Raw genomic sequence first — 21,402 nt, 5'->3', positions numbered from 1 at the left:
CCCGAAGACGGAACAGATCAATTAGCCAGTGAAGTTGGAAGTCTTGAGATCCGTGACACCAACGAAAGTGATCTTGGAGTTGTCGGACAGGGCAATCGTGGTGTTGCCACCGCTGACTGTCGCGTCGTTCAGGACCGTCTGCAGCGTGTTGCTGTTCAGGCCATAGTTGTACAGGGCCACCAGGTTACCGGCTGCGCTGCCGAAGTCAGTAATGGTGTAGTCGCCACCAGCCTTGCCATCAACGAGAGCAAAGAGGTTAGCTGCGCCCGAACCACCCGTGAGGGTCGCGTTGCCCGAACCACCGACCATCGTATCAGCAGCAGAACCGCCGATGATGGTGTCGTCGCCCGTGCCAGCGAACGCATTGATAGCCGTCTTGGAAGCGGAGGCGTCGATCGTCTCGCTGCCATCGCCAGCCACGTACAGAGCCGTACCAGACGTACCCGTGTACTGGATGTCCTGACCGGAAGCGCCGAAGAGGGTGGCGTTGCCAGCCGTGATCGTCGTGGAACCGGTGCCGTTCAGGAAGGTGAGCGAGCCACCAACGCTGAGGTTGTTGCCGGAACCGCGGATCTGTTCCAGATCGCCCGAAGCCGAGATCGTATCGTTCTGGCCACCGGAGATCGTGGACATGCTGCCCGTGGTGAAGTACGTGCTCGAGCTGCCGCCGGTGATGCTGCTGTTGCTGCCAACCGTAACATCGTTGTGGCCGGTCGTGTCGTAAACCGTTGCATTGTTCTGCAGGCTCACGACAGAGCTGCCGCCCAGCAGGGTCACGGTGTCAACACCGCCGCCGCCGTCGATCGTATCCTGACCTTCCGAACGGACGACATTCGTGCCGCTACCCAGATAGATCAGGTTGTCGCCCGTGCCGCCGTCGATGGTGCTGTTACCATTGGTGCCCAAGATCGTGTCATTGCCCGAACCCGTAGCAACGTTCCAGCTGCCCGTCTTGCCGCTGCCAAGGAACACGTTGTCCCCGAGGCCACCAACAAACGAACCGCTCTGGTCACCGGCATACACCGTAACACCAGCCTGATCGCCGGCGAGAACACTGACGGACGAAGCCGTGTTGTTCCGCAGGTCGATTGCCACACCGCTGTTCAGCGTATCCTGCGGGTTCGAAGAGTCCCCGTAGCTGCCGGCAGCAATGTAACCAAGCTCACCATTGATTGTATAATAGCCACCCGAACTGATCAGGCCCTGTGCAGCGCTTCCACCCGTGATGGAGTTGCTGCCAGACGTCAGATCATAATGGGCGCTGCTCTTGAGGCCTGCCACCGCAGAACTGTAAAGTCCCGCGAGCGTCTTGGCCTGGGCACCATCGACCGTGACTGCGAAAGTCTGGCCGGAGGCGCCAACAACTGTAGTAATGTCAGCCATTACCCTGCGCTCCTAAAACAAAGTTGTCTCGCACTGGCAGCCCTGAGACCACCCAAATGATCGAGTATCGACTCCAGTCTATACCAAACACGGCCTGCAGGATGCAAACACGTTTTAAGGCACGAACCTAAAGTCGTCACAATCAAACAGGACAGTTTCCCAGTTCCGTTCCCAATGCACGGTTATCTTTCTTCACTCCGGAAAAGGAAGAAAGGGGGAAAACGCAATACCCCGGTCAAAAATACCCGGACAAGCCGAAAGGTTGCACTTTTCACGATATTTAATGGAATGAAGAACTTAATAAATTCTCAACAATTTTCCTGGGCAGTGGAATTTCTTTTCGGATTTGCCAACAAATTTTAATGCACTACCTATGACGTCACCGTTCCTATCACGAGTATTCCCTGTGCCCGAGACAGCCTCACCCGTTTCCCCTCTCGCCGGAACCAACACCCTTCTCGCCGAACTGATCCTGCTCCTGACGGAGCCCTTTTCTTTTCCGGAAGAATGCGCCCTTTCAGCCACAGACAGACATCACATCCGGGTGATTGCATGGTTAGGGAAACAGCTGGCCCGGGAAACAGGCACACCAGGCCTTGTCTCTATCCGTGAAAATAGTGGCTTTTCCACAACAGCCATCCGCACCCTGTCCCTGTTTCTTCAGGAAAAAACCTACCCCGCTGAACTGACCGTCCTTCAGATTCCGGCTCCTGCACCTTATCCGCCGGAAACCATTCTGGGCATTACGGGCTCCCCGCAAGACCGCCCAGCTTCCCCGAAAACACCCATCCTGCTGTATAAGTCTACCGGACAGGAACCAGCACAAGGTCTTTCACTCGGAGATGACCTGACACTCCTCGCCGCTGGCGCCTCAGACTTCCTGCAGCTTCTGGACACACACACACCGGACACCCTCGAATTACGCCAGTCGCTTCATCGTCTCCTGAGAACCCAGTTGCAACAGGACCAGACACGCGAAAGCCTGGAAAAACAGCTTTCCATGACACAGAACCTTTTATCCCGAAGTCACCACGCCTCCTGTGACCTGCGCATACAGACCCGTATCCAGACGACCGAAAAACTCCTGGCGGAACAGGAAACACAAGACCTTCAGATCCGCGCCAGTCACTACCAGTCGCTCAGTGAAGACCTGGAACAGAAAATACAGACGCTTTTACTTGAGCAGACAGAGTCCCGCCTCAGGCTCGAACAGTTCCAATACTGGCAGTCCGCAATCCAGCACAACGCCCGTCAGACAGAACAGGCCGTCCAGGACCAGAACACCCGGCTAACAGACAGCAACGCCGGACTGGACGCCCTGCGGGACTTTCTTTCCCATCCCGCACCACTCTGGCGGCGGATCCTGCGTGCGCTCAGAAAGCCTTTCGTCCCCCACATCCCGACACTGCCACCCACCCTGTCCATTCCCACACTTCCGGATTTACCACCCGTCCAACTGCCTCAGTCCGTTGAGGCCGAAGACATGACCCTGATTTCGGAACCGCCCGCCCCGCAGATACAAAGCACCATCCAGAACATTCTCTTCATCGCCGGCGAACCCGATACGCCTGGCGTCGCCTATCGCTGCGACCGCAATGCGGACGCCGCGCGGCATGCCGGTTTCAATGCACGCATCCAGCCCTGCGCGACCGTCGGTTACGAAGATATCCAGTGGGCGGATGTCATGGTGTTCTGGCGGGTCGAGTATAGCGGCCATGTGGGCACCATTCTGGATCTAGCCAGGGAAAACGATGTCCTCACCATCTTTGACGCCGATGACATCGTCTTCGTCCCCCATTACGCCCGCATCGACCTGATCGACGGCATCCGTTCGATCGGCGCCACGGAAGAACGCATCGAGCGCTGCTTTACCGACATGCGCCGCACCCTTCTGCGATGCGATCAGGGTTCAGCCTCCACCGAGGAACTGGCCCACGCGATGCATGAACTCAAACCGGTCGTGCATCTCCTGCCCAATGTCTATGACGAGGCCTCTCTCCATCAGGCACGGCTGGCCCTCCGTATGCGCGGGGAGCCTGGTCGCCCCGCTCCCGCCACGGATCCTGTCAGGATCGGATACGCCACCGGCTCCCGCACCCATCAGCGCGATTTCGCACGCGCCTGTTCCGCCCTGGCCGAAGTCCTCGCCCAGCGTCCACAGGCCCGTCTTGTCCTCTTCCGGGAGAAGGACAACCACCGTCCGGTCCTTCTGATGGAGGAATTCCCGGCTCTCCGGGCCGTTGAATCCCAGATCGAATGGCGGGATATGGTCCCGCTTTCGCAACTCCCCGCAGAATTCGCCCGCTTCGATATTTCCATCGCCCCCCTGGAAACGGGGAACGTCTTCTGTGAAGCCAAGAGCGAGATCAAGTTTTTCGAACCCGCCCTCGCAGGCTCCGCAACCATCGTGTCTCCCACCGCCCCGTTCCGCCGTATCGTGCGCAACGGTGAAACGGGCTTGCTTGCAGACACTGAAGACGACTGGAAAGCCGCCCTCCTGACCCTGATCGACAATCCCGGGCAACGCCTGCGCATGGCACGGGACGCCTATCATGATGTCCTGTGGCCATTCAGCCCCCAAGCACAAAGCCGCCGCATGAAACTGGCCCTCACATCCCTGCGCAATGACGAAGACGCCGCAGCATCGGTCGAAACCCTCCTCGCCCGCCAGCGCCTCGGCCGCCCCGAAGTCCCTGTCATCCCGGACAGCGAAACCCTTTTCCATCATGACGCCCTGGCCGAAGCGGACGTCAGCGTCGTGATCACATCCTATAACTATGCAGCCCATATCCTGGACGCCCTCGATTCCGTCGCGTCCCAGACCCTCCTCCTGCTTGACCTGATTGTTGTTGATGACGGATCGACCGATGACTCAACAGACCTGGTCCTGGCCTGGATGGAACGGAAGCGCGACCGCTTCAACCGGCTGATCCTGCGACGATCCCTGCACAATGCCGGACTGGGAGGTGCCCGCAATATCGGCATGGACGCCGCAGAAACACCCTTCATCCTGCAACTGGATGCTGACAACACCCTGCGCCCCGCGGCATGTGACACCCTGCTGAAAGCCATGACCTTCGGCACCGCCTACGCCTACCCGGTCATTGAATGTTTCGGTGAAAAAGGCCCGATTCCAGCCCGTTCGGACACGGACCTGCCCTCTCCTCCCGGAGCAACGGCACTTCTGGGCGATCTTCCGTTCCACCCCCTGGCCCTCGTGTCCGGCAACAGGGTGGACGCCATGGCCATGATCGCAAAATGGGCCTGGGCAGCAGCTGGCGGCTACTATGTTTCACGTGAAGCAATGGGCTGGGAAGATTTCGATCTGTGGTGCACCTTCGCGGAAATGGGCCTGCCAGGCCATCTGGTCCCCGACATTCTGGCTGATTACCGCCAGCATGACAGCTCCATGACCAACACCTCCACGGAAAAAGCCACCCAGAAAGCCCGCGTCGTGGACTTCGTACAGCAACGGCATCCCTGGATCCGCCTGACAGCCGAAAGCGCCCGCCAGCGCCTCTGAAACAAAAAAACCGTCACCAGCAAAGGCCGGTGACGGTTTTTCCAGATCTTCAGTCAGGAGACCGGTCTGTCACCGGCCCCTGAAAGACAGACGCCCGATCAGAACGGAGCGTCGATATCGACCACGTCAATCAGCTTGTGATTGACGAATTCCTTGATGCCCAGACCGATCAGTTCGCGGCCATAACCCGAACGGGCCACGCCACCGAACGGCAGATCAGCCTTCACCATCGTCGGATGGTTGATATAGACCATGCCCGTGTAGATCTGCTCGGCAACCTTCACACCGCGCTTCGTATCCTTCGTGAAGACCGAACCACCCAGACCGAACGGCGAGTCATTGGCAATGCGGATCGCATCCTGCTCGTCCTTCGCACGATAAAGCTGCGTCACAGGACCAAAGAACTCCCACAGACGGGCCTTGTTCTTCTCATGCAGGTTCGTCATCAGCAGCGGACGGAAGAAGGCACCCTGCTTCGGCACTTCCGGACCGATCGCTTCGACGACAGCACCCTCATTCTTGGCGTCTTCAACCTGCGCCATCAGATCATCCGCAGCCTTCTGCGAGGAAAGCGGTGCCAGCGTGGTCTTCGGGTCCATCGGATCGCCCGGAATCAGCTTGGCAACCTCAGCCTTGTACAGCTCCAGGAACTTGTCATAGACGGCGTCCACAACAACCATGCGCTTGGCATTCACGCACACCTGACCAGCGTTCCAGTGACGGCCATAAGCCGCCCACTTCGCGGTCTTCTCGAGATCCGCATCTTCCAGAACGATCAGCGCATCCGAACCACCCAGTTCCATGGTGGACTTCTTCAGTGCCTGGGCCGCCGTGCTGGCCACGATCGCACCCGCCTTCTCGGACCCCGTCAGGGCCACACCACAGACGCGCGGGTCATTCAGAATGACTTCCGTATGATGACGGGCGGCATACAGGTTGCGGAAACCACCCTTCGGCAGACCGGCTTCCTGCATCAGCGCATCAAACGCCGCAGCACACTGCGGAACGTTGGAAGCATGCTTGAGAATAACCGTGTTACCAGCCGAAAGCTGCGGCGCGACGATACGGGCGATCTGGTAGTACGGGAAGTTCCAAGGTTCGATGGCGAACACGATGCCCTGCGGCTGATGGATCAGGACGGCCTCGCCTTCCTTCGGATCCGCAACAGGCAGCTTCTCCGGCTTGAGCAGGCTTTCTGCGTTCTTGGCGTAATATTCAAGAATTTCCGCCGACAGAATGACCTCGGCCTTCGCTTCCGCAAAGGTCTTGCCCATTTCAAGCGTCATCAGCTTGGCGTGTTTTTCAATATCGCGGCGCAGGATGGCGCCGGCTGCCGTCATAACCTTTGCACGGTCCGCAAAAGACGCGTTCCGCCAGTTCTTGAACGCCTCATAGCCTTCGGTCAAAGCCGTCTGGACTTCCTGATCCGTCGCTTCGGGAAAGCTCTTGACCAGTTCGTTCGTGTAAGGGTTTGTCGTTGCATATGCCATGACGATGTGAGTCCCTGCCTGTTGAAAAGGGTAATTCGCATATTGGTATGGAAAGCCCGATGCGAAAGATCCAACCGCCCAAATCCGAAAAAGTTTACAAACCCGTGTTCGTCTCCGGGACGTTTTCCGCCAGATCCTTCATCCACAAACGGGCATTTCCATCCGAAGGTGCTCTCCAGTCCCCACGCGGAGACAGCGCTCCCCCCGCAACGATTTTCGGTCCGTTCGGGGCAGCTGAGCGCTTGAACTGGCTCGTAGCAAAAAACCGCTTCACGAACACCCCCAGCCAGTGACGGATTTCTCCCAGCCCATACGCAGCCCGCTTGTCCGCTGGATAATGGGCCGGCCACGTTCCCTTGTCCGCATCGCTCCAGGCCTTTTCCGCCAGAAAAGCCACCCGGGACGGACGGAACCCGTATCGCAGCACATAAAACAGCGTGAAATCCTGAAGGGCATAAGGCCCGATCGTCTGCTCTGTGCTCTGGATGCCCTGTCCCGTATCCGGCACGAGTTCCGGTGAAATTTCGGCACTGACAATCCGTTCCAGAACACCGGCAGTCCGTTCTCCCAGCCCACCCTCTTTCGCCAGCCAGCGGATGACATGCTGGATCAGGGTCTTCGGCATCCCGGCATTGACGTTGTAATGGGACATCTGGTCCCCCACGCCATACGTACACCAGCCCAGCGCCAGCTCGGACAGATCCCCCGTCCCGATCACGATCCCATTATGGAAATTGGCCAGACGGAACAGGAAATCCGTCCGCAGCCCGGCCTGCACGTTTTCAAACGTGATGTCATGAACCGGCTGTCCCTCCGCAAAAGGATGCCCGATCCCCGCCAGCATGGTCCGGGCCGTCGGGCGGATATCCAGCTCGTTGGCCTGAACGCCCAGTGCCTCCATCAGAAGATGCGCAAGGCTCCGGCTTTCCGTCCCCGTCGCAAAACCCGGCATTGTGTAAGCCAGCACATGCGACCGCGGCCACCCGAGCTCATCCGCCGCCCGGACCGCCACCAGCAGGGCCAGCGTACTGTCCAGCCCGCCCGAAACCCCGATCACGGCCCGCTGCGCCCCACTGGCCTCCAGACGGCGGCGAAGCGCACTGACCTGAATGGTCCACCCCTCATAACAGTCCCGCGCCAGCGTGGCCGGGTCAGACGGTACGAACGGAAAGCGCGGCACATCACGGCGCAGCCCCAGATCCCCTTCCGGCGGGGCCAGCACAAATCCGACCGTCCGGCAGGACAGCGCATCCAGTCCGAACTGCCCCGTCCGCATCCGCTCCTGCCGCAGCAGCGCCAGATCCACATCCGCCGTAACCAGTCGCTCTCCCTGCGGAAAGCGATCGGATTGCGCCAGAAGCCGACCGGCCTCGTGAATGGAAACCTGCCCGTCCCAAGCCAGATCGGTCGTGGATTCCCCTTCCCCCGCCGCGGCATAGGCATAGGCCGTCAGGGTCCGCATGGACTGCGCGCGGCACAGAAGGGAGCGGTCATCCGTCCGTCCGATCGTCACCGGTGAAGCCGAGGGATTGAGAACGACCGTCGCCCCCGCCTGCGCCAGACCGCTGCTGGGCGGCGCGGCAACCCAGAGATCCTCGCAGATCTCCACCCCCAGGGTCAGCCCGGGAACATCCTCCGCCCTGAACAGAAGATCGGTGCCGAACGGAACCTCCTCGCCCTGGAAGCACACCGTTCCTGTCGTCCCCAGCCCGGCGGTAAACTGCCGCGGCTCATAGAACTCCCGATACCGGGGAAGCCAGGATTTGGGCACGATCCCGAGAACCCGCCCCCGATGCAGCACCGCCGCACAGTTATACAGCAGGTCCCCCCGCCGCAGCGGAACACCCACAACAGCCACGGTCATGAGAGACTGCGTGTCCCGCGCCAGATCCCGCAACGCCTCTTCCGCCCCCGAAAGCACCACGTCCTGAAAGCGCAGATCATCCAGCGTGTACCCGGTCAGCCCAAGCTCGGGAAACACCGCCACCGCCACACCCTGCCGGTCACAGTCCTCCAGAATGGCCCGTATCCTGCGTCCATTTTCCTCGGGCACCGCCAGCGTTACCGGCAGCGTACAGGCCGCGATCCGGGCGAATTCCTGATGATAGAGGGAATGGAAGCGGGTCATGGAGTGCCTCCCCGGAACGAGTGGGCCTGCCCGTTAAGGCAGCTGCGAATTTTCATGAAAAGACTGTTGCAGAAGTGAACCTGTGAAGGCGAGCCCCGTTCAGAACTATTCATTCCGGTTCCTTCCTTCGAAGGATACCATAACGACAGGGGAAATACCCATGGATCTGCTTCGCTGGACGGTTGTCTTCCTCATTCTCGCCCTATGTGCCGCAGTTCTGGGCTTCGGCGGAATTGCAGGTGATTTTGCCTATATCGGCAAGATCCTTTTCTTCGTCTTCCTAGTCCTGCTGATCGTCAGCCTCATCTTCGGTCGCGGCCGGACGCGCCTCTGACCGCCTAGCGCCGGGAGCGCAGCATCCGCACGCTCCCGAACGCGGCCAGCACAAACACGATGATTGCATAAAGCCCGCCCGTCTCCGTCATGGAGATGGGCAGCCCAAAAAGATAATCCGGTGCATCGCAGGGCTTGTTCGGACGGGCCGGCATACTGGCCATCCAGTCCTTGAAACTCCCGCCATGAAAAACCGGAGCGCGACATTCAGGCGCCGGGCTGGGCCACCACCCATGCTCCACACCGGAATGTAGAACCGCCAGCCCGATACTGGTCATCAGGCACAGCAGCCCGACGAACACCCCATATTTCGCAAACCGCTTTGGCAGGATCAGCGTCAGGGCGCCAGCCCCGATCAGAACGCGCCACGGCCGCCGCTCCCATAGACACAGCTCGCAGGGCGCAAGCTGCAACCGGTGCTCGGCGTACCAGACCATCCCCAGCGCAATAATCCCGGACAGAACGAACAGCCCCCCCAGTAATCGTGTCTGGGCGGGCTGTGTCGTTCTGCTCAGGATCATGCTCGGACGGTCTCCAGACTTTCGAGAAACTGCTTGGCCCAGCTCCCCGCCGTATTGCGGCTCACTTCGCCATAGATGGCGGACCATGCATCATGACGGGCCTTCGCGTCCATGGTCAGAGCCGCATGAAGTGCATCAGCCATCCCTTCCGCGTCCAAGGGATTGACCAGAAGCGCCTCCGGCATCTCCGGAGCAGCCCCGGCAAAACGGCTCAGAACCAGCACACCTGGATCATCCTCGTCCTGTGCCGCAATGAACTCCTTGGCGACCAGATTCATGCCATCCCGCAGCGGCGTGACGAACCCGACATCCGCCACACGATAGAGCCCCGCGAGGATCTGCCGCGCAATCGGCCAGGTCGTATAGCGGATCGGCACCCAGTCCGGCGTGCCATAGGCGCCATTGATCGTCCCGACCAGACCGTCCAACTCCTCCTTCAGGATCCGGTAGCTCTCGACCCCCGAACGCGAAACAGGCGTGATCTGGATGAACGTGACCTGCCCGCGATGCTCCGGATAGTTCTTGAGAAGCATCTCAAACCCGCGCATCCGCTCCGGCAGACCCTTGGAATAATCCAAACGGTCCACCCCCACGATCATGCGCGTGCCTTCCAGCGTATCAACAATCCGGCTGACCTCATCGGACGCCGCACTTTCGATCGCCTGCTGACGGAAACTGACCGGATCGATCCCGATCGGAACCGCCTCCACCTCCTCGTCAATGCCGTAGACCTCGAAACACCCTTTCAGGTTGGCGGCGTCTTCCGGTGTCTGCACACCAATGCGGTCACATCCGGCAACCCCCTCCAGCAGACGTTTCAGCTGCGGCAGAAGCCGGGCAACGCTCCATGGCGGGAACGGAATGTGCAGGAAGAACCCGATCCTGTTCCTGACCCCGCGCTCACGCAGCATCCGGGCCAGCGGAAACAGGTGGTAATCATGGATCCAGACAACATCGTCATCCTGCAGCAGCGGAAGCAGCCTGTCTGCAAAGACCTCGTTGGTCTCGTAATAGACATCGCAGTCTTCACGCGTGTAGCGGATGAGATTGGTGCGATAATGGCAGAGCGGCCAGAGAACCCCGTTGGAAAAGTTCAGATAGAACCGGTCATACTGTGAAGGCGTCAGGTCAAACGTGACATAGGTCACGTTATCAAGCCGGTCCTCCTCTACAGGTCGTTCCCCCGCATCCTCAGCCTGCTGTCCGGACCACCCGAACCACAGGCTCTCCCGCTTCTGGATCGCGTCATACAGCCCAACGGTCAGACCGCCAGCCGGCTGTGTGCGCTCCCCAGGTGCAGGCGTACGGTTGGAAACAATAATCAGACGCCCCATCCACGACCCTCCGCCAGTCCATGCAACCATTCCCGGAATGTTTTCGCATCCGGAAAATCGTCCGGAATGAGCCAGCCCGCACCACCCATCTGCTGCGCGGCCCTCACTCCGTCCCTGTCCGTAACGTCATCTCCCACAAAGAGTGGCAGACGCCCACGAAAAGGAGATTCGACCATCAGTTCACGGAGTGCCGTGCCCTTGTCCACACCCAGCGGGCGCAGCTCGATGGCCATCAGAGCATCCTGAAGATGAAAGCCGCTCCGCTCGACCGGCCAGCTGGCCGTCAGCGCACGGAAATCAGGCTCCGCTTCAGGTGCTTTCCTATAATGAAGCACCATTCCGGCTTTTTTATGTTCAACATGTGCCCCGGGGAAACACGCCTCGATGTCCATTGCAGCCCGGCGCCAGTCTTCCGGCACATCGGGCAGGGCACGCCCCTGAATGTCCGCACCCGGCGCGGCACGAACCATCACACCATGCTCACCGGCAACAGCATGAGGTACACCCGGCAGAAAATGATCGATCTGGGCAATGGGACGCCCCGTCACAATCGCCAGGGCACCTCCGAGCATGTCTTTCAGACGCAACAGGTCAGGTACGAGACCTTCGGAAACCTTCACGGTGTCAGGAGTGGGCGCAATATCGACGAGCGTACCGTCGAAATCCAGCAGAAGTGCTGCTTTTGAAGGAGGAAAAGGGACATGAATCATGCGGCTGACATCTCTTCCGGTCTCTGGATGATGGCCGCTCCCCCTTCTGCCTACTCGAGGCCCGGATCGGCTTCGGGAGGCGGCAGGGGCTGGCCGTTACGGGGAGCGGACGGCGTTGCAGGAGCAGCGGGCGCTAGCGAAGGGGCGCCCCCAACGGGAGGAGCAAGCGGAATCGGCGTATGACTGTCCGGCGCCAGAGGGACCGCCCCACCATCCGGTGAAGCCTGATCAGGCCGATCATCGCCGCCCTCTTCCTCCGGGACAGACGTATCAGTCAGTTGTGGCGCCTTTGTGACTGGCAGGGGACCAGCCTGCGGAGCCACCGTCTCTCCCCCACAGGAAATGACGCGGACATCATAAAGCGGACTGCCATAGGTCGCGACGGCTGGTTCCTGGGCCAGCATCCACCCGTCAAAAGGTGGACGCGTCTCATCCGTCGCATCCTTCAGATGCAGAAGCGCAGCCGAATCCGCCGGCAGGGTCTCGGGCCGACTGACACACCGCTCCACCGCAACATTCAGACTGTGATAGGACGCCGAACCGCCCACCGGGACCGTCAGGGTCTCAAGATGGGAATCCAGCCGGTCCAGAACGCGGATCACGGCCGTCGTCCGCCCCTGCCATATCGTGGCAGGATACATGGCAGGCGGCGCCACCGGCGTCGCTCCCAACGCTGACCCGGCCATCGAAAACGCCAGCAGGACCGCAGAAGAAAGGATGTTCCGCCGCATCATGCCCTCTGTCCCGGATGCGTCGGGTCTTTCAGGTCGGCCAGCATGGCTTCGAATGTGCGGCGCATGGCGTCCGGCGTCACTCCCATGAGGATTCCGTCTTCAAATGCGTCCTGAAGGGCCTGACGCAGTTCCGCATCGTTTTCCCGCAGGACACGCAGCTTCTCCGTACAGGACACGGCCTCTCCCTGCCGATCAACCCATGGAAAATCCTTCTCCGTCACGGCTGATCCGACAGCCCCCCGGAGGAAGGTCCCGAAGCCTTCCGGCTTTTCTGGAGGGAATCCGTCACAGAGAAAATGAACTTGCTCAGAAGCTGCTCCAGACTGATGGCCCCCTGCGTTTCCGTCATCAGGCCGCCGGGCTTGAGCAGAGTGTCCGCCCCGCCAGGAGACAGCGCGATATACTTGCCCCCTAGGAGACTGTCCGAGGTCACGATCGCAGCAGAATCGGTCGGCAGCTTCACATCAGGTGCAAGAGTGAAGGTGACCTGCGCCTGAAATGTCTTGGGATCCACCGTTTCCGACAGCACATGCCCGACGGTAATGCCCGCAAGACGCACATCAGACCCGATCCCCAGCCCGTCAATCTGGCTGAACGACGCATGCACGGGATAGCCGTCATCACTGCTTTGCTGATGGCCCACCATGGCAGCCACGAGCAGGCCGCCCAGACAGGCCAGCACGATGAATCCGGCCATCAGGTCCACCCGGTCGTGGCGGGCCGTAGCTGCGGTCATGACGACACCTTCGAAAAACTCATTCCCATCTGCACTACCCGACTCCGCCGCCCACGTCCAACCCCTCCATCATGAAGAAACCGGCCCCGTCCCGGATGGAATTCAGATGTTATCCCCCATATCCCCATGTTTCCGCCCATTAACGCCTTTCCGGAGTGCTTTTTCCGGCTTCCGGCACCCCCGAGCCGAGGCGTAGATTCGTCTTCATGACAGCCCGCCTCCACTGGACCGGCGTTCGGATGAGAACGCTTCGGGTCACGACCGATCCTGACGACAGCACCCTCCGTGCCGTCACCCTTCCCGCTGCATGGGAAGATGACGCCGCGCAGGCTCTGGCACAGCTGACCCCCGGCGTCGGCCCCGTCCGCCTGTCCTCGGAAGCAGCACGCTGGATCGACACCATCGATACCTGCCCGCCCCTGCCCGGCTCACCATCCGGCATGCCGTCGCCGGGCCGCAGCCTCTCCTGCCTGCTCCTGATGCGCCAGCTCGCGCCGAACGCCGCCCTCTGGCAGCGCCAGCCGGACGGAACGCCGGGCTTTGTCATCCGCCTGTCCAGCTTCGTTCAGGAAGACGGTTTCGCGCCGGAGCATTACATCGCATGCCTGAAGCTGGCCTGTGATTCCCTGCGCCGCCTTCACGCCGCCACCCGCATCGAACGCACGGGCGAACTTCCCCTGTTCGATCTGCCGCCCGATCCGGCCCATGAACCCGCCGGAATACTCCTGCTGACAGATCTTGATGCCTGCCTAGCGGCCATGGGCCTGGACTACGACAGCAACGACGGCCGCAACGCTGCCCGGGCACTGGCGGCCACTGCCACCGCCATCGCCCGCGCCGGGACCGATCTCCCCATTCCCGCCATTCCGGCCTCCCCCCTCCCGGATATGCGCGACCTGACCCTTTCAGCCCTCACGGCGCTGGACGGACAGAAACTCTGCCCGCTTGAAACGGGCTTCTCTTCCCCCGGCCCTTCCGATGCCCTGCTTGGCGTGGAAGCCTGCGGCCTCGCTCCGGTCTTTTCCCCCCTGCGGGAAGACGGCCATCTGCGCGCCTCGACAACCGCAAGACTGGCCCATCGCGGCCTGACGCCCGAATCCGCGCTGGCCATGGCCCTCTCCGGGGAATTTCCCCTTTCCCCGCCCCGTCCCGAAGCCCACATGCTCATGCACAGGGCTCTGGAGGGACTGGTCGATTTCCTGCCCGAAGTTCCGGAACCGGAAATGGCGAACATGCTGGCCCGGCTGGAACGCGGCGTCCGACGCCCCCTGCCGATGCGTCAGACAGGCTTTACCCAGCGGACCGCCGTCGGAGGTCACAGCCTCTTCATGCGCACCAGCGAATTCGAAGACGGAACGCTGGGTGAACTCAGCCTCGTCCCGACCCGTGAAAGCCCCATGGCCCGTGGGCTCATGGAATGCCTGGGACAGGCTGTCAGCATCGGTCTCCAGTTCGGGGCACCACTGGAAGCATTCGTAGAACGATTCGCCTACACGCGCTTCGGCCCCGCCGGAACCGTCGAGGGCGATCCGAAGGCAGCCTATGCCAGCTCCATGCTGGATTACGCCTTCCGAACCCTGTCGGATGCCTATCTCGGCGAACACATGCCGGATGCTCCCCGGATTGAACCGGATGCTGACGATCCGGCCCCGATGCTTCCCTTCGACCAGTCTTCCGGAGAACCCCCTCGCGGACGCCGCCTGAGACTGGTAAGTTAGGAAGAAAATGCATGCTCCGGCGGTCCCGTGGCGGGAATACATTGACAGCCCGGGGACACGCCGGTAGCAAGCGCCTGCGCTGACACGGAATCCGGCTCATGATGACCGGAGAAGAGGATGCGCACAGGGCAAGGGATCAGATCGCGTGGGACACGCCCCTTCCGATGGTGACGAAAACTTCGATGCGCGCCTGAAACGCGCAAGCCGGAGACTGAATCCCCATTCGGAGGACTCCTCCGCAGACGCCGATGACGATGGCACAACGATGTCATCCTTCGGCCTCGCGATCCGGGTGGGGACGGACCTTGTTGCCGGTCTGGCCGTTGGCGTGGCGATTGGTTACGCTCTGGGCTACTGGCTGGGATACAAGGCCCTGTTCCTGACGGTCTTCGCCCTGCTTGGATGTTGTGCCGGCATGATGAATGTCTGGCGGGTTTTGAATGGGGCGGGCATGGTGTCAGGCCCCACAGATGATGGGAGAAGCCAGCGTGGCAGCCGGATCGACGATTGACGCGCTCGGACAGTTCGAGCTCCATCCGGTCTTCGGGTCCGTGGGCGAGGCCCTGCGGTTCTCGCAGTCACCCCTGTTCATGATCATCGCCGTCGTCCTGGTGCTGGCATTCCTGTATATCGGGATGCGCCCTGCCGCCGTGGTTCCGGGCCGCCTCCAGGCCGCCGCCGAAATCGGATATGATTTCGTCAGGGATCTCGCCGTCGGCACGATGGGTGAAGAAGGCGCCGTCTTCTTCCCCTTCGTCTTCACGCTGTTCTTCTTCATCCTCGCCGGCAACTACCTCGGCCTTCTGCCCTTCTCCTTTACCTATACCAGCCACATCGCCGTAACCTTCGCTCTGGCGGCGCTGGTCTTCGTGATCTCGATCCTCGCCTCCCTGCGCTTTCAGGGACTTGGCTTCTTCCGGCACTTCTTCCCGGCCGGCACGCCGATCTGGCTTGCCCCGCTGCTCGTGCCGATCGAACTCATCTCTTTCCTTTCCCGTCCGGTCAGCCTGTCGATCCGTCTGTTCGCCAACATGGTGGCGGGTCACGTGCTGCTGGAAGTGTTTGCCGCTTTCACGATCATGCTCGCCGGTCTGGGCGCGTTCGGCCACATCCTGGCCGTCGCTCCGATCGCGATCAATATTGCGCTGACGGCTCTCGAGCTGCTGGTGGGTGCGCTTCAGGCCTATGTGTTCGCCATCCTCACCTGCATCTACCTGCGCGAGGCTGTTGCTCACTGAGCACGACCCCGCCACTCCCTGTATAGATCCTAAAGGAAACTGACCAAATGGACGTTCAAGCCGCTCACGAATTCAGCATCGGTATCGCCCAGGCCGCCCGCGACCTCGGCGCCGGTATCGCCATGTTCGCTCTCGCCGGCGTCGGCATGGGCCTCGGCAACATCTTCTCCACGCTCGTCAGCTCCGTCGCCCGCAACCCGGCCTCCCGTCCGCATGTCTTCGGAATCGGCATCCTTGGCTTCGCCCTGACGGAAGCCGTGGCCCTGTTCGCCCTGCTGATCGCCTTCCTGATCCTGTTCGCCTGAGGCCGGACATGCACCGCACGCCACGCCTTTTCCTGTTCGCCGCTCCGCTGGCGGCCGTGCCGGTCCAAGCGCTGGCTGCGGGCATGCCACAGCTGAACGTCCACGATCCGCTGCTGATCGGACAGGTCGTCTGGGGAGCCGTCATCTTTGCCGGCTTCTACCTGGTTGTCAGCCGCTCCGCCCTGCCGCGGATCGAACGGGTGCTGTCCGATCGCCGGACCCGCATCCAGAATGACCTCGATATTGCCCGCCGCGCAAAAGCCGAAGCCGACAAGGCCACGGCCGATCTGGTCCGGGCCCGTCATGAAGCCGCCGCACAGGCCCGCGCCAACATCGAGCGTATTCAGAACGAAGCCCGGACAAACGCGGAAGCCCACGCAGCAGCAACGGCCAAGCGCCTCGAATCCGAGATCGCCAGCGCCGAGAACCAGATCGCGCAGTCCCGCGAACAGGCCCTGTCCAGCGTGCCCCAGATCGCCACCGGCACCGCACAGGCTCTGGTGACGCGTCTGCTCGGGACGCAGCAGGATGAACAGACTGTCGCCAGCGCCGTCGAACGCGCCAGCGCCTGAAGGAGACGACGATGTTCCACGAGCCCCGTTTCTGGACTGCTCTCGCCTTCATCCTATTTTTCGTCATTTTCGGGCGGAAGATCTGGCCGGCCCTGACAGGCTACCTGGATGCCCGCGCCGATGACGTGCGTCGCGATCTGGACGAGGCCGCCCGTCTACGCCGGGAAGCCGAGCAGATGCTGGAAGACGCCACCCGCGAGCGTGAAAAGACGCTGGCGGAGACGCAGGCCATGATCGCCAATTCCGAAGCCGAGGCCGCCGCCCTAGCCGAACGCGCCCGCAGGGAATCGGAAGAAGCGGCCGCCCGTTATGAAAAGATGGCCCGTGACCGCATTGATGCGGCCCAGCGCGCCGCCATCCGTGAAATTCAGGAATGCGCCCTGCAGATCGCCGTGTCCGCCACGCGTGAAGTCGTTGCCAGCCAGCTGTCCGAAAAGCCGGAAGTCGCCTCCAGCCTGGTGGAAAAGAGCATCGCAAGCCTGCCGGACGCCCTGCGCCGTTCAGCGGCCTGATCCATGGCATCTGCCTCCCTGCGCGAACATGGACAGGACGGAGAAGAAAACACGTCCCTGTCCATCGTCATGGCGGTTCTCAATGAAGGGGAAAACATCCTTCCCGTCTGCCGGGAACTGGCTGAAACCCTCTCACGCCTTTCTCCGGGAACAGAAGTCCTCGCCATCGACGATGGCAGCACCGACACAACCGTCCAGCAGCTGCTGGAAGCACGCCGGACCCTGATCCCCACCCTCCGCATCATCAGCCACCCCACACGGCTGGGTAAATCCGCCGCCCTGCGCACAGGCGTTACCGCTGCAAAAGGCTCATGGATCGCCACCATTGATGGTGACGGACAGGATGACCCGCAGGCCATCGTCGAGATGCTGGAGCGGGCCCGGACATCCAACGGCGCGCCCCCGCTCGTCGTCGGCGTCCGGCGCAAGCGGAATGACCGCCTCTCCCGCCGTGTTGCAACACGCCTGGCCAACGGCCTGCGCCGCCGCCTGCTCAATGACGGCTGCCCCGATACGGGCGCACCCCTGAAACTGTTTTCCCGGGCGCTTTTCCTCCGCATTCCGCAATTCGAAGGCGTCCACCGCTTTCTTCCCGCGCTGCTAGGTCATTATGGCGCGCCCCTCATCTGCATCGAGGTGCAGCATCGCGCCCGCCTGTACGGGGTCTCCAAATATACCAATTTCAATCGGGCTCTCGTGGGCATCCGCGATCTGCTCGGTGTGATGTGGCTTCAGAACCGGACACATCTTCCCGATCGTCTGATCGAACACTGATCCACATCCGGCCGGGCTGGTCATCAGGCCATTCCCGGGCCAGCATGTTCTGACGGACCGGAACGGAGCGCCTTTCATGAAACTGACCCTCCGGCATTATGTCCTGCTCGGGCTTGTAACGTTCATTCTGGCCCTCCCCGGACGCATGTCCCTTCCTCCGCTGGATCGCGACGAACCCCGGTACATGGAAGCATCCGAACAGATGCTGACCTCCGGCAATTTCATCGATGTGCGTTTTCAGGACAAACCCCGGTATCTTCAGCCGGCAGGCATATACTGGCTGGAAGCCGCCTCCACGGCCACCATGGAAAAACTTCTGGGCCCGGGCGTCCTGCGCAAGACCTGGCCCTACCGCATCCCGAGCCTGCTGGCCGCCGCCCTCATCATTCCCCTGACGGCATGGATGGGCGCACTGCTTTTCAACGGTGCAACCGGACTGATGGCCGCCGGCCTGCTGATGGTCTCCACACTGTTCGTGGCCGAAAGCCATATGGCCACGATCGACACCGTTCTCCTGCTGGATATCCTCTGCATCGAGGCCATGCTTCTGCGCGCCTATACGGACGAACAGAAAGGACATCCAACCCCGCTGCCCGTCGCCCTGGGGTACTGGCTGGCCCTTGGGGTCGGCCTCATGCTCAAGGGACCGGTCACCCTCATTCCCGGTTTCGGAACCCCGCTCGCCCTCTGGCTCACCACACGTGACCGCACCTGGTGGAGCCGCCTGCGCCCCTCATGGGGCTGGCTCGTAATGCTGGCCGTCGTCGTCCCGTGGTGTGTCGCCATTGATGTCATCAGCGGAGGTGACTTCTTCGCCCGGGCCGTGGGACGCAATTTTCTCGGCAAGGTTGCTCACGGTCAGGAAGCACACGGCCTTCCGCCCGGCTTTCACCTGCTTGTCTTCGGTCTGGCCTTCTGGCCGGGCTCCCTGTTTGCCGTCATGGCCATCCCGGCAATCTGGGCCAAGCGCAAATTACCCCAGGTCCGCTTCCTCCTGTGCTGGATCATTCCGCACTGGCTGGTTTTTGAACTGATCGCGACCAAACTCCCCCATTACGTCCTGCCAACCTATCCCCCCATCGCGATCCTAGCCGCCGCCGGTCTCATGGCATGGCCTGCCGTGGCCACCCGGCCCTGGGTCAAAGGCCTGATCGGATTTTACGGCGTCCTGTGGAGTGTAATCGGGCTGGCATTCTGCGTGGCCGGGACCGTCCTGCTGTACAGGATGGAGCATCTGCTTTCGGTACGGGAACTGATGGCGTTCGGAGGGTCACTTCCCCTCATGCTGGCCGCCATCATTCTCCTCCTGCGCCGCTACCGCCAGCAGGCCGCATTCTGTGCCATGGGGGCCGCCGTCCTGTCACAGGCCGGCCTTTTCCTGGCTGTCATCCCTGACCTGCACACCATCCGCTTGGCCCCGCGCATTGCCGCTCTTTTTGATGAAGTCCGTCCCTGCGAAAACAGTGTCTTGGTCTCGACATCCTATTCAGAGCCCAGTCTGGTCTTCCTGGTTGGTCAGCAGACACAGCTGATCGGCCCCGTCGAAGCCGCCCGTTATCTGCACGACCACCCCCGTTGCAGTCTGGCACTCGTGGATCGCAAAGACGAACCCACGTTCATGCAGGCCCTGAAAGCCAATGACCTCGAAACAGTGGAATACGGACGGATCAAGGGCCTGAACTATTCCAATGGGCACAAGCTTGATCTTGGGCTTTTCGCCCCGCGCTGACAGGCCCCCTTCCTGCGGGAACGACTATTTCCCGTCGTGTGCGCTCTTCCCGGATTCCCGGACTTTCATCCAGGCTGACAGTGTCATGGCACGGACGACCTGCCCAAGAGACTGGGCAAGATGCTGCGTATTTTTCCAGTCTTCCTTCAGCGTCATTTGCATATTCCCTGAGTTCCGAGAAAGTTACCGAAAGTATCGAAAAAGAAAAAAGAGTGTTTCCAACAAAATTCTGAAAATGACGTCTTTTTAGACTTCGCTTCTCAAGAACAAAATCGAAACGATGTCTCCGTCATTCATAACAGAACGGTCTGAGCGAAAGACAGATAAACCTCACGATATTTTGTTTCAAAAGATGTCATGAAAATTGTCCCGTCCCGGCATAATGTCCGCAAATCAATACAGGAACACCGGAAAGGATAATCATGGAGGACGTCGAGCGATCCAACTGGAACAAGGGGATCACTTACGCGCGCTTTATCGGACAGCAACTCCGCAACCGCTCGCACAATCTCAAGGAAATCTCTCCCATCGGCCCGTCAGATGTCGTTCTGAACGGTAACGAGATTTCCTGGACGAAAACCGGCTACACCGCCGAGGAAGGAAAACGCTTCGCTGTCCGCGCCTCGGGCGCCCTTCTGATCAACAAGGCCCTCAGCCTTTTCCTGCAGCCCAAATCGGGACTGTGGGTCAGGATCGGAGACAAGGCGCCTGTCCGCAAGGTCGTCTTTGACACCGAGACCGTGTTCGAGGCCTGGGCGTCCGGCCCGGTCGAAGTCCTCGCCCAGCTGACCCCGAGATGGACAGACAAGACAGGCAACTTCATGCCTGATCCCCGCAGGCATCACCCCGGCGGAATTGGCGTCAACGTCTGCGCCAGCGAGAAAGAGGTCACAAAACCCTCCCTACCCGAACACTGGGAGTACATGTCTTCTTTCGGAGCCACGAACATCTTCTCCGGCTCCAGCAACGATATTGATGTCTGCACCTCCGAGGGAGACTGCTGCATCATCAAGACCGCGGTTGACGTCCCTCTCGACCGGGAAACACTCGTCTCATGGTCATGGATGGTGGAGCAGCTTCCCTCCAACCTTCCGGAAGATCTGTCCGTCACGCATGATTACATCAGCATCGCATTCGAATTCGATAATGGCCGCGATCTGACATACATGTGGAGCAAGGACCTCCCGGCCGGACATCATTTCAACTGCCCCCTCCCATGGTGGTGCCAGCGGGAAACGCACTGGGTCGTCCGCTCCGGAACCAACGACCTCGGAACATGGCACGACGAAAAGCGTCGTCTGCTGTTCGATTACAACCGCGCCATTCCCGGCCCCAACCCGGAACGCATCGTCAGCATCTGGCTGATCGCCAGCTCGTTCTTCCAGCGCATTGAAGGACGCGCCAGGTTCCGTAACATCCAGATTGAAAAAGAAAACGGAACAACACCTCCCGTTCAGCCCGGTTCTTCACTGATCTGCTCTGACTGACAACAGACACCGGTGTCTTCTGAAGACAGCATGACGTCTCAGGCTGGTTCCCAATACTCAACCTGAGACGTCACTCTCTCTACGAAGACCTTCCATGTCGGTCTCTAAGCCTGTCAGAAACCATCCATAGCGCCGTTTATACTATCGCTACCTGTTCCTGGCCCCATGCCGGCCC

At 60.8% G+C, this 21,402-nt stretch carries 21 protein-coding genes; 11 read left to right on the top strand and 10 right to left on the bottom strand.

Annotation, left to right across the window (positions count from 1 at the left end):
* Positions 1-21: 21 nt before the first annotated feature.
* Positions 22-1,383: a beta strand repeat-containing protein gene (locus tag GMO_RS09490; RefSeq protein WP_040508956.1), complete on the bottom strand. Its 1,362-nt coding sequence runs from the start codon at positions 1,381-1,383 to the stop codon at positions 22-24.
* A 406-nt stretch (positions 1,384-1,789) separates the two neighbouring features.
* On the opposite strand from GMO_RS09490, the gene GMO_RS09485 reads away from it, so the two are divergent.
* A complete protein-coding gene (locus GMO_RS09485; protein ID WP_008852168.1) occupies positions 1,790-4,906 on the top strand; it encodes a glycosyltransferase in 3,117 nt (1,038 codons plus the stop codon).
* Positions 4,907-5,004: 98 nt separating this feature from the next.
* On the opposite strand, the gene GMO_RS09480 is transcribed toward GMO_RS09485, so the two are convergent.
* Positions 5,005-6,396 carry an NAD-dependent succinate-semialdehyde dehydrogenase gene (locus GMO_RS09480; protein WP_008852167.1) on the bottom strand — a complete coding sequence of 464 codons (1,392 nt, stop codon included), beginning with the start codon at positions 6,394-6,396 and terminating at the stop codon, positions 5,005-5,007.
* Positions 6,397-6,490: 94 nt separating this feature from the next.
* Positions 6,491-8,524, bottom strand: a complete 2,034-nt coding sequence (locus GMO_RS09475) for an NAD(+) synthase (RefSeq protein WP_008852166.1) — start codon at positions 8,522-8,524, stop codon at positions 6,491-6,493.
* A gap of 160 nt (positions 8,525-8,684) precedes the next feature.
* Between GMO_RS09475 and GMO_RS13945 the strand changes: the two genes are divergently transcribed.
* The gene (locus GMO_RS13945) at positions 8,685-8,858 is read left to right on the top strand and encodes a DUF1328 domain-containing protein (protein ID WP_008852165.1); all 174 of its coding nucleotides are present in this window, start codon (positions 8,685-8,687) and stop codon (positions 8,856-8,858) included.
* 4 nt (positions 8,859-8,862) lie between these two features.
* Here the strand turns inward: GMO_RS13945 and GMO_RS09465 are convergent, their stop codons facing one another.
* Genes GMO_RS09465 through mlaD form a run of 6 tightly spaced genes read right to left on the bottom strand, consistent with a single transcriptional unit; the run spans position 8,863 to position 12,892 of the window.
* A complete protein-coding gene (locus GMO_RS09465) occupies positions 8,863-9,378 on the bottom strand; it encodes a disulfide bond formation protein B (RefSeq protein ID WP_008852164.1) in 516 nt (171 codons plus the stop codon).
* Positions 9,375-10,712 carry an alpha,alpha-trehalose-phosphate synthase (UDP-forming) gene (locus GMO_RS09460; protein WP_008852163.1) on the bottom strand — a complete coding sequence of 446 codons (1,338 nt, stop codon included), beginning with the start codon at positions 10,710-10,712 and terminating at the stop codon, positions 9,375-9,377. The genes GMO_RS09465 and GMO_RS09460 overlap by 4 nt, the downstream gene beginning before the upstream one ends.
* Positions 10,700-11,422: a trehalose-phosphatase gene (gene otsB, locus GMO_RS09455; RefSeq protein WP_008852162.1), complete on the bottom strand. Its 723-nt coding sequence runs from the start codon at positions 11,420-11,422 to the stop codon at positions 10,700-10,702. The genes GMO_RS09460 and otsB overlap by 13 nt, the downstream gene beginning before the upstream one ends.
* Before the next feature lie 50 nt (positions 11,423-11,472).
* Positions 11,473-12,156: a DUF2155 domain-containing protein gene (locus tag GMO_RS09450; RefSeq protein ID WP_008852161.1), complete on the bottom strand. Its 684-nt coding sequence runs from the start codon at positions 12,154-12,156 to the stop codon at positions 11,473-11,475.
* Positions 12,153-12,377, bottom strand: coding sequence for a hypothetical protein (locus tag GMO_RS09445; protein ID WP_008852160.1), 225 nt, complete (start codon positions 12,375-12,377; stop codon positions 12,153-12,155). Before GMO_RS09445 ends, GMO_RS09450 begins: the two co-directional genes overlap by 4 nt.
* Positions 12,374-12,892, bottom strand: a complete 519-nt coding sequence (gene mlaD / locus GMO_RS09440) for an outer membrane lipid asymmetry maintenance protein MlaD (protein ID WP_040508952.1) — start codon at positions 12,890-12,892, stop codon at positions 12,374-12,376. The genes GMO_RS09445 and mlaD overlap by 4 nt, the downstream gene beginning before the upstream one ends.
* Before the next feature lie 206 nt (positions 12,893-13,098).
* Here mlaD and GMO_RS09435 point away from each other — a divergent pair, with 206 nt between their 5' ends.
* The 8 genes from GMO_RS09435 to GMO_RS09400 all read left to right on the top strand — a co-directional run bounded on the left by GMO_RS09435 (position 13,099) and on the right by GMO_RS09400 (position 19,740).
* Complete coding sequence (locus tag GMO_RS09435; RefSeq protein ID WP_008852158.1) at positions 13,099-14,610, top strand: TSCPD domain-containing protein; 1,512 nt, start codon at positions 13,099-13,101, stop codon at positions 14,608-14,610.
* A gap of 145 nt (positions 14,611-14,755) precedes the next feature.
* Positions 14,756-15,121: an AtpZ/AtpI family protein gene (locus tag GMO_RS09430; protein WP_008852156.1), complete on the top strand. Its 366-nt coding sequence runs from the start codon at positions 14,756-14,758 to the stop codon at positions 15,119-15,121.
* Positions 15,099-15,848, top strand: coding sequence for a F0F1 ATP synthase subunit A (locus GMO_RS09425; protein WP_008852155.1), 750 nt, complete (start codon positions 15,099-15,101; stop codon positions 15,846-15,848). Before GMO_RS09430 ends, GMO_RS09425 begins: the two co-directional genes overlap by 23 nt.
* Positions 15,849-15,895: 47 nt before the next feature.
* On the top strand, positions 15,896-16,153 hold the full coding sequence (locus GMO_RS09420) for an ATP synthase subunit C family protein (RefSeq protein ID WP_008852154.1): 258 nt from the start codon (positions 15,896-15,898) through the stop codon (positions 16,151-16,153).
* Between the two features lie 8 nt (positions 16,154-16,161).
* Positions 16,162-16,725: a F0F1 ATP synthase subunit B family protein gene (locus GMO_RS09415; RefSeq protein ID WP_008852153.1), complete on the top strand. Its 564-nt coding sequence runs from the start codon at positions 16,162-16,164 to the stop codon at positions 16,723-16,725.
* A gap of 11 nt (positions 16,726-16,736) precedes the next feature.
* Positions 16,737-17,237 carry a F0F1 ATP synthase subunit B family protein gene (locus tag GMO_RS09410; RefSeq protein WP_008852152.1) on the top strand — a complete coding sequence of 167 codons (501 nt, stop codon included), beginning with the start codon at positions 16,737-16,739 and terminating at the stop codon, positions 17,235-17,237.
* Positions 17,238-17,240: 3 nt separating this feature from the next.
* Positions 17,241-18,011, top strand: coding sequence for a glycosyltransferase family 2 protein (locus GMO_RS09405; RefSeq protein WP_008852151.1), 771 nt, complete (start codon positions 17,241-17,243; stop codon positions 18,009-18,011).
* Positions 18,012-18,087: 76 nt separating this feature from the next.
* Positions 18,088-19,740 (top strand): ArnT family glycosyltransferase, encoded by a 1,653-nt coding sequence (locus GMO_RS09400; RefSeq protein WP_008852150.1) that lies wholly within the window; start codon positions 18,088-18,090, stop codon positions 19,738-19,740.
* A 24-nt stretch (positions 19,741-19,764) separates the two neighbouring features.
* Here GMO_RS09400 and GMO_RS14870 read toward each other — a convergent pair whose 3' ends face one another.
* Positions 19,765-19,896, bottom strand: coding sequence for a hypothetical protein (locus GMO_RS14870; protein ID WP_008852149.1), 132 nt, complete (start codon positions 19,894-19,896; stop codon positions 19,765-19,767).
* 266 nt (positions 19,897-20,162) lie between these two features.
* Here GMO_RS14870 and GMO_RS09395 point away from each other — a divergent pair, with 266 nt between their 5' ends.
* Positions 20,163-21,227, top strand: coding sequence for a DUF3047 domain-containing protein (locus tag GMO_RS09395; protein WP_008852148.1), 1,065 nt, complete (start codon positions 20,163-20,165; stop codon positions 21,225-21,227).
* Positions 21,228-21,402 lie beyond the last annotated feature (175 nt).

Origin of the sequence: Gluconobacter morbifer G707 (assembly GCF_000234355.1) — a bacterium.
GTDB lineage: Bacteria > Pseudomonadota > Alphaproteobacteria > Acetobacterales > Acetobacteraceae > Gluconobacter > Gluconobacter morbifer.
The sequence above is the reverse complement of the archived record's forward strand: the minus strand, read 5'-3'. Positions and strand labels throughout refer to the sequence as shown.